The sequence below is a fragment of the Oceanimonas sp. AH20CE76 genome (genome assembly GCF_039654065.1).
GTDB lineage: Bacteria > Pseudomonadota > Gammaproteobacteria > Enterobacterales > Aeromonadaceae > Oceanimonas > Oceanimonas smirnovii.
In genome coordinates, this window is record NZ_CP155481.1 from 3,042,327 (window position 1) to 3,056,962 (window position 14,636).

The window sequence follows — 14,636 nt, forward strand, 5'->3', positions numbered from 1 at the left end:
CTCGTTGTTGCCTTGTTGTACCCGATAGCTTTGGTGTATGGTCGAGCGGCGACTCACAGGACAACCCTTGTTGACTGCTCCCCTCCCTAAAGGAAGGGGATTCCCAATTCACCGAGAACCGGACACGGAGACTGGCCCCATGCCGCTTACATTCTCTCCAAGGGCTAACACCGCCAGCCCGGCGGCTTTTATGTTGGTCGCGGCGTTGATGTCGCGGTCATGGTGTGCACCACATTCGGGGCAGTCCCATTTTCTGACCGACAACGGCAGCGACGATAACGTGTGCCCGCAACCCGAACAACGTTTGGAGCTGGGGAACCACTGGTCAATAGCGACCAGTGAGCGCCCGGCCCATTCCGCCTTGTACGCCAACTGGCGCACGAACTCGCCCCATCCTGCATCAGCAATGGCCTTGCTGAGTGTCGGGTTGCGGATCATGTTTTTCACTGTCAGGGATTCAACGCAGACTACTTGGTTCTCGTTAATCAGTCTGCGGGACAGCTTGTGCAAGCTGTCCTGTCGGCAATCGGAGATTTTAGCGTGAAGTGTCGCCACCTTCTGGCGGGCCTTGGCGCGATTGGCCGAGCCGAGCTTTTTCTTGCTCAGCCGGCGCTGTGCCTTGGCCAGCCTGGCGGCGTATTTCGCGGTATGGCGGGGATTGCCGACCCGTTCACCCTGGGCGGTGATAAACAGATCTGTCAGGCCCAGGTCAATGCCGGTCATGTTGGGAGTCACCGGCAGTTTGCTGGGCGCGAACTCACACAGGCAGCTCACAAAGTAACGGCCTGCCGAGTCCTTGGAAACGGTGACGGTACTGGGCTCGCCGGACAGTTCACGGCTCCAGCGAATATTCAGCGGGGTTTTGCTCTTGGCCAGGTACAACTTACCACCTCGGTATTTGAAGGCAGAGCGGGTGAACTCCGCCGACTGGCGGTGCCGCTTGTGCTTAAATACCGGGTACTTGGCGCGGCCTTCAAAGAAGTTTTTGAAGGCGGTTTGCTGGTGGCGCAGGCATTGCTGCAAGGGCACACACGACACCTCAGACAGAAACGCCAGCTCAGGATCTTTCTTGAGTTCGGTCAGTCGGGCGTTAGCACCAACGTAGCCGATTTTTTCCTGACGCTGATAAAAAGCATCGGTACGCCAGCGCAGTATGGCGTTATAGACAAAACGCACACAGCCGAAGGTCTGCGCCAGCAGCTCAGCCTGTTCGGGAGTTGGGTAAAACCGATATTTATAAGCGCGTTTCGTCATGCGCTTAGTTTAGTGAACCACTGTATAAATAGCCAGTTTAAAAGGAGAGGCGGGAACAGGGGCGGCTGACGCCGCCGTGCTATCCCTCCCCGCCCTGAAAGGACGAGGTTTCCCGCGCAAAATTGATGAAGACAGATACCCATTCTCCATACCTGACCTTTTCCCGCCAAACCTGGTCAGAACTGCGCGAGTCCGTGCAACAGCCGTTAAGCGAAGATGAACTGATGCGTCTGCGCAGCATGAACGATCGTATTTCACTGGCTGAGGTCAGAGACATTTATCTGCCGCTGTCACGCCTGCTTAATCTGTATATAAAAGCAAAGCAGCGTCGCTGCAAGGTACTGGATCAGTTTCTGGGCAATGAACACCAGCGCGCACCTTATATCATCAGTGTGGCGGGTTCGGTGGCGGTGGGCAAAAGTACTACTTCCCGTATTCTGCAGGCCCTGCTGGAACGCTGGCCCCAGCATCCGCGGGTGACGCTGGTCACCACGGACGGCTTTCTTTACCCTAATGCCGAGCTGGAACGACGCGGGCTGATGAAAAAAAAGGGCTTTCCCCAGTCTTACGATATGCGCCGGCTGGTACAATTTGTATCGGATATCAAATCCGGCAAGCAGGATGTACGGGCTCCCGTCTATTCTCACCTGTCCTACGACATAGTGCCCGGTGAAACCGTGGCCGTAGAACAGGCCGACATTGTGATTCTTGAAGGCCTGAATGTGCTGCAAAGCGGCATGGATTACCCCCATGATCCCCACCGCGTGTTTGTTTCGGACTTTGTCGATTTCTCCGTTTATGTGGATGCCGACGAGCGGCTGCTGAAAACCTGGTATGTGGAGCGTTTTCTCAAGCTGCGATCCGGTGCCTTTGCCGATCCCGACTCTTACTTTCATCACTATGCCCGTCTCAGCGAAGAAGAAGCGGTAGCTACCGCCAGCCGTATCTGGCAGGAGATCAACTACAAGAACCTCAAGCAGAATATATTACCCACCCGGGACAGAGCCGAGCTGATCCTGACCAAAGGGCATCATCACCAGATAGAACAGATAAGACTCAAAAAGTAATGAGTCAGCCTGCGCTTTTCACCCAAGCCGCATGCCGCACTGAGCTATGCTTCAGACAGTATAAAAAACAACCAAAGGGGTTTTTATGGGGTTCTTAAGCTGGATTATCTTCGGGTTAATTACCGGCTTTCTGGCCAAATGGATAATGCCGGGCCGGGACGGTGGCGGCTTTATCATGACCACGCTGCTGGGAGTGGCGGGCGCATTTGTTGGTGGCTGGATCGGTGTACAGCTGGGCTTTGGCAGCGTGACCGGCTTTAACCCGGGAAGTATTATTACCGCCGTTATCGGTGCGCTGTTTTTGCTGTTTGTCTACCGGCTGATCAGCCGCTCCTGATGCCTGTACATTAAATTCGCCGAAGCCGCTCTGGGTTTGGCACAATCTCTTTTCATTTGTTCAGCCAGGAAATCAGTCATGCAGGCACCCAAAGTCGGCGTTATCGCCGTAGTCTGGCATCAGCAGCAGGTACTGCTGGTGCAACGTAAACACGCGCCCCATGCCGGCCACTGGGGTTTTCCCGGCGGCAAACTGGAATGGGGTGAAACCATGAGCGCAGGGGCCGCCCGTGAATTACAGGAAGAAACCGGTGTCATCGCCCGCATGGACGCGCCCTTCGCCTGCTACGACGTGCTGGCCGAAGAAGCCGGTGAACTGGCTCATCATTATGTGATGGTGGCAGTGCGCGGCCACTATCAGAGCGGTACTCCGGTGGCCGATGACGACGCCGAGGCCGTGGCCTGGTTCAGCCCCAACGCCCTGCCCTCTCCTCTATGTCCCAACCTTGCAGAAATCATCACCCGCTCACAAAAAGCCTGAGCATTAATCATGGTTGTTGCCTTTAACAAGCCCTGTTGCTGCTCTATGATTGAGCGCCTGCCTTCGCCGGGGTCCGGCCCGGTACTTTTCCGAGATAACGCCGGCCGGCTTTGTGACAACCACACTGGCTGGTTGCCGTTACGGCACACCGGCGTGCAGCTCTCTTTGCGCCATGACAAACGCAATCATCGGCACAGTCTTGCCAAGCAGGCGTGTCGGTACTTTTAGTTGTAGTACCCATTAGATACAGAGGAAATAATGAGCGAAAATACCAACCTTAAGCTGGAGAATGACACAGAAGGAATTCGCATTGAAAAGGATTCTCTTGGAGAACAGCGGGTTCCGGTAAATGCCTGGTATGGTGCCCAGACCCAACGCGCCAAACAGAACTTTGATATCACCGGCGTCCCCATCAGCCACTTTCCCGAACTCATCCGCGCGCTGGCCATGGTCAAGGCCGCCGCCGCCCGTGCCAACCATCGTCTGGGCCTGCTCAGCAACGAAAAAGCCGATGCCATTCAGGCCGCCTGCTCCCAGCTGCTGCGGGGCGAGCATCACGATGCCTTTATTGTTGACCTTATTCAGGGAGGTGCCGGCACCTCAACCAACATGAACGCCAACGAGGTCATCGCCAATCTGGGCCTGGCCAGACTGGGTTTTGACAAAGGCGACTATCAGCACCTGCATCCCAATAACGATGTAAACCGCTCCCAGTCCACCAACGACGTTTACCCTACTGCATCCCGCCTGGCCATTGTAGAAGCCGCTCAGGGCCTGAAGCTGGCGGTAAAAGAGCTGCAGCACAGCCTGGCCGCCAAAGGCGCAGAGTTTGCCGATGTGCTCAAAATGGGCCGCACTCAGATGCAGGACGCCGTGCCCATGACTCTGGGTCAGGAGTTTGACGCTTTTGCCTATAATCTGGGGGAAGAAGAAGCCCGCATCAACGCCGCCTGTGCTTTGTTGTGCGAAGTGAACCTGGGCGGTACCGCCATTGGCACCGGCATTAATGCTCCCGCCGGCTATGGCGAGATTGCCGTGACCGAACTGGCCGACATCAGCGGTCTGCCTGTCAGTCAGGCGGGCAACCTGATGGAAGCCAGTTACGACATGGGGGCTTTTGTTACCTTCTCCAGCACGCTCAAGCGCCTGGCAGTAAAACTGTCCAAGCTCAGTAACGATTTGCGTCTGCTGTCCAGCGGCCCGCGCACCGGCTTTAATGAAATTGATCTGCCCGCCATGCAGCCCGGCTCTTCCATTATGCCCGGCAAGGTCAACCCGGTGATCCCCGAGGCCATGACTCAGACCGCCTTTCAGGTGATTGGCACCGACACCACCATTACCCTGGCAGCCGAGGCCGGTCAGCTTCAGCTCAATGCCATGGAACCGCTGATCATCTACAACCTGCTCAATAACTGCCGGATTCTGAGCAAATCCATTCGCATGCTGGATCAGCTGTGTATTCGCGGCATTGCCGCCAACCGCGAACAGTGTGATCGCCACGTGCAGCAGAGCATCGGCATTGTTACCGCTCTGGTACCGCATATCGGCTATGACAACGCCAGCCGCATTGCCGGCAAGGCCCTGCTCACCGGCAAGGGCGTGGCCGAGCTGGTACAGGAAGAACAGCTGCTGAGCGACGATCAGCTGGCTGAAATACTGTCACCGCAAAATATGGTGCGCCAGCAGGGCTGAACAGCCTGTGTGAACCAAGCGTGATAATGCCGGGCAAAGCCCGGCATTTTTGTAAACGGAATTACAAGGCAGCCAGCAGCTGCCACAGATCCGCCTGTACGGCGGCGGCGGTCACTTCCCGGCCGGCTCCCGGGCCCTGAATGACCATGGGGTTCTGCCGGTAGTGGCGGGTTTCAATGGCAAACACATTATCCCCTGGGCGCAGAGGCACAAAAGGATGATTGGCAGGTACCACTTCCAGTCCTACGCTGGCTGCTTGTGTTTCGGCATTAAAGCGGGCCACATGACGCAGTACTCCCCCCCGGTACTGGGCCTCTGCCAGCCGCTCGGCCAGCAGGTCATCAAGCTGATGCAGGCACTCAAGGGCGCTTTCCTTGCTCAGCGCCGCCAGCTCATCAGGCACCAGGCTGGTGACGTTCACCTGAGAGGGATCCAGCTCAAAGCCTGCTTCCCGGGCCAGTATCACCAGCTTGCGCTTGACGTCCTGGCCATTGAGATCGTCTCTGGGATCCGGCTCGGTCAGGCCCTGTTGCCAGGCCTGCAGCAGCAGCTCGGAAAACGGCTGACTGCCGTCAAAATGCTGAAACAACCAGCTTAAGGTGCCGGAAAACACGCCGCTGATGGCACGAATCTGCTCGCCCGACTGGCGCAGCTGATGCAGGCTGCTTTGCACCGGCAGGCCAGCACCTACAGTGGCGTTGCTGAGAAACTTGACCCTGTGCTCGGTCAGCGCCTGTTTAAGGGTGGCATAAAAGCCCGAGTCGGCAGCGCCGGCCTGCTTGTTGGCCGCAATCAGGTGAATGCGTTGCTGCACCATGGCCGGATAATACTGCACCAGACTCTCTGATGCGGTGCAGTCCAGTGCCACCATGGTATCAAAGCCGTGCTCTTCCAGATCTTCCAGCCAGTCGGGCCATACCAGCGTCTGGGGCTGAAAGTTATTCAGCGCTGTGTCTGCTTCCACACCCTGGCTGGCCAGCATGGCCCCTTTGGTATCAAACACGCCGTAGAGGGTCAGGCGCAGGTTCAGCTCCTGCTCCAGCCGTGCCTTCTGCTCTTTGTAAAGCCGCAGCCAGGCCTTGCCGATATTGCCCCGGCCAAACAACAGCACTCCCACCCGGCGGGGCCGGCTGAACAGACTCTGGTGCAACCGCAGCAACAGAGGATCCAGGGCGGTTTTGCGCACCACACCCACCAGACTCAGGCCATTTTTAGCCGGCTGAATAAACTCCAGCGGTTGTTCGTTCAGGGCATGATAAAATTGCAGGCACTGCTCGGCCTGGCTGGTCACATTTTTGCCTACCAGCGCCACCAGCGAAAAGCCTTCACGCTGCTGCAGCCCTTCAAAGCCACCCGCCGGCTGATGATCCCGCAACACCAGAAAGGCCTGCTCCGCCTGCTCACGGGTATAGGCAATCTGCCACAGTTTACGGTCGGGCCGGCGCTTGCAGGCCAGCGGTGCCAGACCACGCTTGCCCAGCCAGTCAGTGAGGGCATCCACCCGCTCCTGATAACGGTCGGAAATGGTCATTTCCACCAGCACGGTATCGTCCACTGCGGTCACAATGCGCGCACCCTGCTCCCGGCGCGGGCGGCGCTCGATGCGGGTGTGGCCGTCATCAGGGTGATAACTGCAGCGCAGCATCAGTTGCTGGCGGCTGGCCGCCACCGGACCGAGGGTGCGGCTGTGCAGCACAGGCGAGCCCAACCGGGCCAGCTCGGCAGCTTCTGCCAGCGCCAGCCGCTTAAGCAGATGAGCTTCGGGAATCCGTCGCGGATCGGCACTGAACACACCGGGCACATCACTCCAGATAGTGGTATGAGAGCTGTCGGCCAGCGCGCCCAGCAGAGTGGCGCTGAAGTCGGAGCCATTGCGCCCCAGCAACCGGGTGCGGCCCTCTTTATCGGCGGCAATAAAGCCCGTAACCACCTGCATTTGCTGCGGGTGCTCGGCCAGAATGTGTTCCAGCAGGCGGCGGGACTCGTCTTCTTCCACCTGCACCGGCGTACCCGATACCCGCAGAAAACGCCGGGCATCCAGACTGTGTGCAGTTACTCCCTGCTGCTGCAGCACTGTGGCCAGCAGGCGGGATGACCAGACCTCACCAAAGGCCTGAATATAGCCGCGCTGATAGTCATCCAGCCGGTCATGCTCAAGCACATAAGCAATGCTGACAATGTCTTCGCCAAGAGCCGCCAGCAAAGGGGCCGCCGCCTCGGCAGGCAGCGTGCTTGCTATCAGATGGCGCTGAAAGGCATGCAGGCCGGCCAGGGCTTCGGGCGCGGCGGTGTCACCGCTGGCAAACAGATTGAGCAGCTCAATCAGCCGGTTGGTGGTTTTACCCGGTGCCGAGACCACTATCAGGGCGTCAGGCTGCTGCAGCTGATGAATAATGCCGGCTACCCGGTGAAAACAGGCGGCATCGGCCAGGCTGCTGCCGCCAAACTTGTGTACCGGTCGGTGTGCGCCGGGCTCGGGCTCAAGAATAGTCATTTACTTGCTGAGTACCTTAAATGCGTTTTCCAGATCCTTGATCAGATCGCTGCTATCCTCAATACCCACCGACACCCGCAGCAGCTGCTGGCTGATGCCCGCCTCAATCAGAGCTTCCGGGGTCATGGCAGCGTGGGTCATGGTGGCAGGATGGTTGATCAGGCTTTCTACGCCGCCCAGCGACTCGGCCAGGGAGAACAGCTGCAGCTCATGCAGGAATGCCTTCATGCCGGCTTCGTCTGCATCCAGCTCAAAACTGAGCATGGCACCAAAGCCTTTTTGCTGGCGGGCGGCGGCTTCATGGCCCGGATTGCCCGGCAGGCTGGGATGATACACCGCCTTCACTTTTGGCTGGCTTTGCAGAAATGCCACCAGCGCCTCGGCGTTCTCGCAGTGCTGACGCATACGCACTCCAAGGGTACGCAGGCCGCGCAGGGTCAGGTAGTTATCAAACGCTGAACCGGTCAGCCCCAGGCAGTTGGCCCACCAGCGCAGCTCTTCTGCCAGGCCGGCGTCGGCAGCCACCACGGCACCGCCAATCGCATCGGAGTGGCCGTTAATGTATTTGGTGGTGGAGTGCAGCACCAAATCGGCACCCAGCTTGAGCGGCTGCTGCAACGCCGGTGACAAAAAGGTGTTGTCTACCACTGTGAGGGCACCCACTTCTTTGGCGGCAGCACACAGCGCCTGAATATCCACTACCCGCAGCAAGGGGTTGGAAGGCGTTTCAATCCACAGCATACGAGGCTTGCGCGCCATTACTTCAGCCATGGCGGCGGCATCGGTCTGATCCACATAGGCCAGTTCAAACAGTCCCTTGGCAGCCAGAGAGTTGAACAACCGCTGACTGCCGCCGTAGCTGTCGTGGGGCACCACCAGCAGATCTCCGGGTTTAAGCTGTGAGGTAACAATCAGATTAATGGCCCCCAGACCGCTGGCAGTCACGGCAGCACCGCCCCCTTCCTCCAGATGGGTCAGGGCGTCGATCAGGGTCTGGCGGGTGGGGTTACCGGAGCGGGCATAATCAAACTGACGCTTTTCATTAAAATCGGAAAAGGTGAAGGTGCTGGTCAGATAAATGGGCGGCACTACGGCGCCATGCTGCGTGTCGCTCTCAAGGCCGGTACGAACGGCGTGAGTCTGAGTCTTGTAATTTGGCATGTCCTTCTCCTTTGCACACGGCAGCCTGAAACACAATTCTGAGGAAGGCACAGTAACTCGAACAAAATAAGCCGTCAAGCCACCTAGACATCTATAAGGCTTTGCTGTTGGATTGCCAACACAAAATGCAGGGGTTACAATTCGCCGGAAAATCATTTCCGAACGCAGGTGCATAATGAAAACTGAATGGAACGGCGACTACATCAGCCCTTACGCCGAGCACGGCAAGAAAAGCGAGCAGGTCAAGAAAATCACCGTCTCCATCCCGCTGAAGGTGCTGAAAGTGCTGACCGATGAGCGTACCCGCCGCCAGGTCAACAACCTGCGTCATGCCACCAACAGCGAGCTGCTGTGTGAGGCCTTTCTGCATGCCTACACCGGCCAGCCCCTGCCTCAGGACGACGACCTGCGTAAAGATGTACCCGATCAGATCCCTGCTCAGGCACGGGAAATCATGACCGCCCTGGGTCTGGAAATTGAAGACTTCGGGCAGGACGACTAAGACACAGCCATAAGCGGTAAGCTGTCAGCAGCCAAGAGCAGTCTGAAGTCCCCGAGCTGTGCCTGCCTATTCACAGTCATTTGCAGGCACAGCTCAGGGTTCACTAACACCACCACTTACAGCTGACAGCTTTCAGTTCGCTTCAGGCTTTAATATCTCCTGCCAGGGCAGGCTTTCATCCCCGAGGGTAATAAAGTTCGGGTTAATCATGCTGTCGCGCTGGTTATAACTGAGCTTTTCCAGCCCCAGGTCCAGAATACGGCCGCCGGCTTCTTCCACTATGCATTGCGTAGCCCCTGTGTCCCATTCACCGGTGGGGCCGATGCGCATATACAAATCGGCTTTTCCTTCCGCCACCAGACAGGATTTGAGCGAACTGGAGCCCAGTGGCACCAGCCGGTAATCCAGCTTATCGGTCAGGCGGGAGCGCACCCACTCCACATTTTGCCGCCGGCTGATGGTAATACAAAGGCTGTTCACCTGTGTCCGGTAGTGGCGGGCATGAATCTGGCGTATTTCGCCGCCGGCTTCTTTAAAGGCACCCTGCCCCCGTACCGCGTAATACATCACATCATGCACAGGCCCGAACACCACCCCCAGTACCGGCCTGCCGTGCTCAACCAGAGCGATCATGGTAGAAAAATCACCACTGCCGGCAATAAACTCCTGTGTGCCGTCCAGCGGATCCACCAGCCAGTAACGGGGCCAGGCATTGCGCTCTGCCAGCGGAATATCTCCGCCCTCTTCCGACAGCACCGGAATATCCGCCAGCTCCCGCAAGGCACGGTTCAGATAATCATGAGCCGCCAGATCGGCACTGGTTACCGGACTGTCGTCGTCTTTATTTTCAGCGATGTAACGGCCACTGTTATACATAGACAGAATTAATCTTCCGGATTCTCGGGCTGCCGCCTTTACACCCGGTAGCAGGGCACAGGTATCCATGCTTATTCCTCTTTGTTAAGCCAGTCCTGTAACAAAAACAGACCACAGATGCTGCGGGCTTCCGAAAAGTCAGGCCGGGCCATCAGCTCACCCAGCCGTTCCAGAGGCCAGGGAACGACTTCCAGCGGCTCCGGCTCATCACCTTCACGCTGCTCGGGATACAAGTCCCGGGCCAGCACAATATCCATACTGCTGCCAAAATAGCCGGGGGCAAGACTTACCTGCTTGAGTGGTATCAGGGTGCGGGCACCGTAGCCCACTTCTTCCATCAGCTCCCGGTTGCCGGCTTCCAGAGCCGTTTCTCCGGGGTCGATCAGCCCTTTGGGAAAACCCAGTTCATAACTGTGCGTCCCGGCAGAGTACTCCCGAATCAGTAAAATGGTGTTGTCATCCAGCATGGGCACCAGCATAACGGCACCGCGTCCGCCGCCGCGCATTCTTTCATAAATGCGCTCAGTGCCGTTACTGAAACGAAGGTGCACAGATTCAACCCGAAAAAGGCGGCTTTCTGCCACCAGCTCGGTATGCAAAATGGTTGGCTTCTGTTTGTCGTCGGTCATGGCCGGTCCCGTTTAAAATCGCCCTTGTATGAGGTTATCGCAACTGACCGCCAACGTCTGCCGCAGATTGATCACAAAATGTGAATTGGTCCTGTCTTGTATGCCAAAGGGGGTCATCTGATATAATTACATATTCGATTTTGACCGGGGCAACCACCATGAACGCAAAAACGGATATCGTGCGGCTGGACAAGTGGCTGTGGGCCGCGCGCTTTTACAAAACCCGCAGTCTGGCCCGAGACATGATCGATGGCGGCAAGGTGCACTACAACGGCCAGCGCACCAAGCCCGGCAAACAGGTGGAAACCGGTGCCACCATCCGGCTGCGTCAGGGCCACGATGAACGGGAAGTGATCGTACAGGCGTTGTCAGACAAGCGCGGCAAGGCAGAGCTGGCCCAGCAGCTGTACCGTGAAACCGAAGCCAGCCTGGCGCAACGAGAGCATAATGCCAGGGCACGCAAGCTCAACAGTCAGTTTGCCCCAAGCCCGGAGCGCAGGCCCGACAAAAAAGAAAGACGCACCCTGCTCAAAATAAAGCAGGGCCACTGAGCCCAGACAGGATCTATTTTGATGAACAAACCCGACCAACTTCATCGTTATCTGTTCGACCATTATCAGGTGCGCGGCGAGCTGGTGCAGCTGCAGCAAAGTTTTCAGCAGGTGCTTTCCGGCCAGGCCTATCCGGTGCCGGTGCAGCGGCTGCTGGGCGAGCTGCTGACCGCGACCAGCCTGCTGACCGCCACGCTCAAGTTTGAAGGCCATATCACAGTGCAGCTGCAGGGTGACGGCCCGGTCAGCCTGGCGGTGATTAACGGTAACCATCACCAGCAAATGCGCGGTGTGGCCCGCTGGCAGGGCACAGTGCCCGACAGTGAGCGGCTGGCCGATCTGGTGGGCACCGGCTATATCGCCATTACCATTACCCCGGAAAACGGCGAACGTTATCAGGGCATAGTCGAGCTGAACGAAAACTCACTGGCCGCCAGCCTGGAGAACTACTTTGCTCAGTCGGAGCAGCTGGCCACCCGCATCTGGCTGTTTACCGGCCTGCAGGGCGATCATCAGGCCGCTGCCGGCATGCTGCTGCAGTCGCTGCCCAGCGAAGCGGAAGGACAACAGCAGGATTTTGAACATCTGGAGGCACTGACCGGCACGGTAAAGGCAGAAGAGCTGCTGCAGCTGGACGCACAGGAAGTACTGTACCGGCTCTATCATCAGGAGGCAGTGCGCGTATTTGATCCGCAGCCGGTCAGTTTTCAGTGCACCTGCTCAAAAGAAAAGTGCGAGCAGGCCCTGCTGCAGGTAGGCCAGCAGGAAGCCATGGAGCTGATTGAAGAAAAAGGCAAAATTGAAATGCACTGCGACTATTGCGGCCATCATTATCAGTTTGATGGCAGCGATGTGCAGACGCTGTTCAGCCAGACACTGCACTGAACAAAATAGCATCGAATTATTCGGGCCGGCAATGGCCGGCCCGTGTTTATTTTTTAACGTTTGCCTTACGCTCTCTGCTCAAGTTACGCTATTTACTCATTAATAAACAAAATAATGGCACAGTAAATTAACATCAACTCAGCATAATAAACTTAAATTTCACTTACATCCTCTTAATTCGTGTCGCAAAATTATAAATTTTGAACCAGATCCCCTATTTGACACTGAATTCTTGATAAACTCGCATTTCAAAAAATTCAAAATAACCAAGTAACCCCTCTGTACCAAATCCAGGAGTGAACAATGACGCCCAAGGCGCAACAACTCGGCTTATCCCGCTACGGTATCAATGACGTTACCGATGTACTGTATAACCCTTCCTACGAGCAACTGTTTGCAGAAGAAACCCGTGCCGACCTGGAAGGCTATGAAAAAGGCGTGGAAACCAGCCTGGGTGCCGTGGCCGTAGATACCGGCATTTTTACCGGTCGCTCCCCCAAGGACAAATACATTGTTCGCGACGACGTCACCCGTGACACCGTATGGTGGGCTGATCAGGGCAAGAACGACAACAAACCCATGACGCAGGAAACCTGGGAGCAGCTCAAGGGGCTGGTGACCACTCAGCTGTCCGGCAAGCGCCTGTTTGTTGTTGATACTTTCTGTGGTGCCAACGCCGATACCCGCCTGGCCGTGCGTTTTATTACTGAAGTGGCCTGGCAGGCGCACTTTGTAAAAAACATGTTCATTCGCCCGAGTGACGCCGAGCTGGAAAACTTCGAGCCTGACTTTGTGGTCATGAACGGTGCCAAATGCACTAACCCCAACTGGAAAGAGCAGGGTCTTAACAGCGAGAACTTTGTTGCCTTTAACCTGACCGAACGCGTGCAGCTGATTGGCGGCACCTGGTACGGCGGCGAAATGAAAAAAGGCATGTTCTCCATGATGAACTACCTGCTGCCGCTGAAAGGCATTGCCTCCATGCACTGCTCAGCCAACGTGGGCAAAGACGGCGATGTGGCCATCTTCTTTGGTCTGTCCGGCACCGGTAAAACCACCCTGTCTACCGATCCCAACCGTCAGCTGATTGGCGACGATGAGCACGGCTGGGACGACGACGGTGTGTTCAACTTTGAAGGTGGCTGCTATGCCAAGACCATCAAACTGAGTAAGGAAAACGAGCCGGAAATCTACGCCGCCATTCGCCGCGATGCGCTGCTGGAAAACGTGACTGTCCGTGAAGATGGTACCGTTGACTTTGACGATGGTTCCAAGACCGAAAACACTCGTGTCTCTTATCCCATTTACCACATCGACAATATCGTCAAGCCGATATCCAAGGCGGGTCATGCCAAGAAAGTGATTTTCCTGACTGCCGACGCCTTTGGCGTACTGCCGCCGGTAGCCAAACTGACCCGCAGCCAGGCTCAGTACCACTTCCTGTCCGGCTTTACCGCCAAACTGGCCGGTACCGAGCGTGGCATTACCGAGCCGACTCCTACTTTCTCCAGCTGTTTTGGTGCTGCTTTCCTGAGCCTGCATCCCACTCAGTATGCTGAAGTACTGGCCAAGCGTATGGACGCTGTCGGTGCTGAAGCCTATCTGGTGAATACCGGCTGGAACGGCACCGGCAAGCGGATTTCCATCAAGGCCACCCGCGCCATCATCAATGCCATTCTCGACGGCTCCATTGAAAACAGCGAGTTTGTTGAGCTGCCCTACTTCAATGTGGCTATTCCCACCAGCCTGGCCGGCGTGGAAGACGTGTCTATTCTGGATCCGCGCAACACCTATGCCGACCCGGCCGAATGGGACGCCAAGGCACAGGATCTGGCTCAGCGCTTTGTGAACAACTTCGAGAAGTTCACCGACACCGACGAAGGCAAAGCCCTGGTGGCCGCCGGCCCGCAGCTGTAAACCTGCGGCCACACAAGTAAGATAATAATGAGACCTCGGCACTTGCCGGGGTTTTTTATTACTGCAACGGCCTGTGCTGATTCCACTCCGCCAGCCATTCATCAATGGCTCCGGGCGGCATGGGATGAGAAATACCATAGCCCTGCACATAGTGGCAGCCCAGCTGCTGCAGCCGGGTGCCCAGCTCTGGGGCTTCCATCCCCTCGGCCACCACCAGCATTTGCAGTGCAGCAGCAAGCTGCACCACCCCTTCTACCATGCTGACATCGGTGGGATTGGTTAATAAGTCAGTAATAAAGCGTCTGTCTATTTTGATCACATCTACCGGTAAACGGTTCAGGCTGACCAGTGACGCATGCTCGGCACCAAAATTATCAAGAGAAATCGTCAGCCCCAAACGCCGGCAATGGTTCAGCACCGCAGACAGCGCCGGCAGATCATTGCGCACCGCCCCCTCCTGAAACTCAAGCTCAAGTCGCTGCGGCGGCACAGCGGCATACAGGTTCAGCAGGTGCTCCAGATTGCTGCAGAAATCCGGATGCAGCAGCTGTCCGGCACTGGCATTAAAGCTGGCCTGATAATCGCGGCCGGCCTGCTGCCATAATGTCATTTGCTCTAACAAGTGACGGATCACCCACTGGCCCAGTTCAAACTCCAGATCACTATCAAGCACGGCCGGTAAAAACTCTGCCGGTGTCAGCAGCCCTCGCGCAGGATGCTGCCAGCGCAGCAGCGCTTCAAGCCCGGTCATGGTGCGGCTGAAGTGGCTATAGTTCCCCAGACACACAGAC

14 protein-coding genes are annotated in these 14,636 nt (G+C 56.9%); 8 read left to right on the plus strand and 6 right to left on the minus strand.

All coding sequences use genetic code 11. The features are described 5' to 3' along the window. Positions 1-108: 108 nt before the first annotated feature. A complete protein-coding gene (locus tag N2M06_RS14845) occupies positions 109-1,254 on the minus strand; it encodes an RNA-guided endonuclease TnpB family protein (protein WP_346351141.1) in 1,146 nt (381 codons plus the stop codon). A gap of 125 nt (positions 1,255-1,379) precedes the next feature. On the opposite strand from N2M06_RS14845, the gene coaA reads away from it, so the two are divergent. The 4 genes from coaA (at position 1,380) to N2M06_RS14865 (ending at position 4,830) form a co-directional block, all read left to right on the plus strand. Then, positions 1,380-2,321: a type I pantothenate kinase gene (gene coaA / locus N2M06_RS14850; protein WP_019934475.1), complete on the plus strand. Its 942-nt coding sequence runs from the start codon at positions 1,380-1,382 to the stop codon at positions 2,319-2,321. Positions 2,322-2,406: 85 nt separating this feature from the next. Next, positions 2,407-2,658, plus strand: a complete 252-nt coding sequence (locus tag N2M06_RS14855) for a GlsB/YeaQ/YmgE family stress response membrane protein (RefSeq protein WP_019934476.1) — start codon at positions 2,407-2,409, stop codon at positions 2,656-2,658. Positions 2,659-2,736: 78 nt separating this feature from the next. Next, positions 2,737-3,138 carry an NUDIX hydrolase gene (locus N2M06_RS14860; protein ID WP_019934477.1) on the plus strand — a complete coding sequence of 134 codons (402 nt, stop codon included), beginning with the start codon at positions 2,737-2,739 and terminating at the stop codon, positions 3,136-3,138. 258 nt (positions 3,139-3,396) lie between these two features. Beyond that, positions 3,397-4,830, plus strand: coding sequence for an aspartate ammonia-lyase (locus N2M06_RS14865; RefSeq protein ID WP_019934478.1), 1,434 nt, complete (start codon positions 3,397-3,399; stop codon positions 4,828-4,830). Positions 4,831-4,891: 61 nt separating this feature from the next. Here the strand turns inward: N2M06_RS14865 and metL are convergent, their stop codons facing one another. Next, positions 4,892-7,324: a bifunctional aspartate kinase/homoserine dehydrogenase II gene (gene metL, locus N2M06_RS14870; protein ID WP_346351142.1), complete on the minus strand. Its 2,433-nt coding sequence runs from the start codon at positions 7,322-7,324 to the stop codon at positions 4,892-4,894. Further along, positions 7,325-8,485 (minus strand): cystathionine gamma-synthase, encoded by a 1,161-nt coding sequence (gene metB, locus N2M06_RS14875; protein WP_019934480.1) that lies wholly within the window; start codon positions 8,483-8,485, stop codon positions 7,325-7,327. 175 nt (positions 8,486-8,660) lie between these two features. On the opposite strand from metB, the gene metJ reads away from it, so the two are divergent. Next, positions 8,661-8,987 (plus strand): met regulon transcriptional regulator MetJ, encoded by a 327-nt coding sequence (gene metJ, locus N2M06_RS14880; protein WP_019934481.1) that lies wholly within the window; start codon positions 8,661-8,663, stop codon positions 8,985-8,987. A 132-nt stretch (positions 8,988-9,119) separates the two neighbouring features. On the opposite strand, the gene cysQ is transcribed toward metJ, so the two are convergent. Beyond that, entirely contained in the window at positions 9,120-9,932 is an 813-nt protein-coding gene (gene cysQ, locus N2M06_RS14885) for a 3'(2'),5'-bisphosphate nucleotidase CysQ (protein WP_019934482.1), read from the minus strand. Positions 9,933-9,934: 2 nt separating this feature from the next. Continuing rightward, positions 9,935-10,492 carry an ADP compounds hydrolase NudE gene (gene nudE, locus N2M06_RS14890; RefSeq protein WP_346351143.1) on the minus strand — a complete coding sequence of 186 codons (558 nt, stop codon included), beginning with the start codon at positions 10,490-10,492 and terminating at the stop codon, positions 9,935-9,937. 158 nt (positions 10,493-10,650) lie between these two features. Between nudE and hslR the strand changes: the two genes are divergently transcribed. The 3 genes from hslR (at position 10,651) to pckA (ending at position 13,845) form a co-directional block, all read left to right on the plus strand. Continuing rightward, entirely contained in the window at positions 10,651-11,043 is a 393-nt protein-coding gene (gene hslR / locus N2M06_RS14895; RefSeq protein WP_019934484.1) for a ribosome-associated heat shock protein Hsp15, read from the plus strand. Between the two features lie 21 nt (positions 11,044-11,064). Then, on the plus strand, positions 11,065-11,928 hold the full coding sequence (gene hslO, locus N2M06_RS14900; protein WP_019934485.1) for an Hsp33 family molecular chaperone HslO: 864 nt from the start codon (positions 11,065-11,067) through the stop codon (positions 11,926-11,928). Between the two features lie 303 nt (positions 11,929-12,231). Beyond that, on the plus strand, positions 12,232-13,845 hold the full coding sequence (gene pckA / locus N2M06_RS14905; protein ID WP_346351144.1) for a phosphoenolpyruvate carboxykinase (ATP): 1,614 nt from the start codon (positions 12,232-12,234) through the stop codon (positions 13,843-13,845). Between the two features lie 58 nt (positions 13,846-13,903). Here the strand turns inward: pckA and N2M06_RS14910 are convergent, their stop codons facing one another. Beyond that, the gene (locus N2M06_RS14910) at positions 13,904-14,596 is read right to left on the minus strand and encodes an EAL domain-containing protein (RefSeq protein ID WP_346351145.1); all 693 of its coding nucleotides are present in this window, start codon (positions 14,594-14,596) and stop codon (positions 13,904-13,906) included. Positions 14,597-14,636: the final 40 nt, after the last annotated feature.

Coding starts and splice junctions, on each gene's coding strand:
- N2M06_RS14845 (WP_346351141.1), bottom strand. CDS start 1,254: ATGACGAAACGCGCTTATAAATATCGGTTTTACCCAACTCCCGAACAG.
- coaA (WP_019934475.1), top strand. CDS start 1,380: ATGAAGACAGATACCCATTCTCCATACCTGACCTTTTCCCGCCAAACC.
- N2M06_RS14855 (WP_019934476.1), top strand. CDS start 2,407: ATGGGGTTCTTAAGCTGGATTATCTTCGGGTTAATTACCGGCTTTCTG.
- N2M06_RS14860 (WP_019934477.1), top strand. CDS start 2,737: ATGCAGGCACCCAAAGTCGGCGTTATCGCCGTAGTCTGGCATCAGCAG.
- N2M06_RS14865 (WP_019934478.1), top strand. CDS start 3,397: ATGAGCGAAAATACCAACCTTAAGCTGGAGAATGACACAGAAGGAATT.
- metL (WP_346351142.1), bottom strand. CDS start 7,324: ATGACTATTCTTGAGCCCGAGCCCGGCGCACACCGACCGGTACACAAG.
- metB (WP_019934480.1), bottom strand. CDS start 8,485: ATGCCAAATTACAAGACTCAGACTCACGCCGTTCGTACCGGCCTTGAG.
- metJ (WP_019934481.1), top strand. CDS start 8,661: ATGAAAACTGAATGGAACGGCGACTACATCAGCCCTTACGCCGAGCAC.
- cysQ (WP_019934482.1), bottom strand. CDS start 9,932: ATGGATACCTGTGCCCTGCTACCGGGTGTAAAGGCGGCAGCCCGAGAA.
- nudE (WP_346351143.1), bottom strand. CDS start 10,492: ATGACCGACGACAAACAGAAGCCAACCATTTTGCATACCGAGCTGGTG.
- hslR (WP_019934484.1), top strand. CDS start 10,651: ATGAACGCAAAAACGGATATCGTGCGGCTGGACAAGTGGCTGTGGGCC.
- hslO (WP_019934485.1), top strand. CDS start 11,065: ATGAACAAACCCGACCAACTTCATCGTTATCTGTTCGACCATTATCAG.
- pckA (WP_346351144.1), top strand. CDS start 12,232: ATGACGCCCAAGGCGCAACAACTCGGCTTATCCCGCTACGGTATCAAT.
- N2M06_RS14910 (WP_346351145.1), bottom strand. CDS start 14,596: ATGACCGGGCTTGAAGCGCTGCTGCGCTGGCAGCATCCTGCGCGAGGG.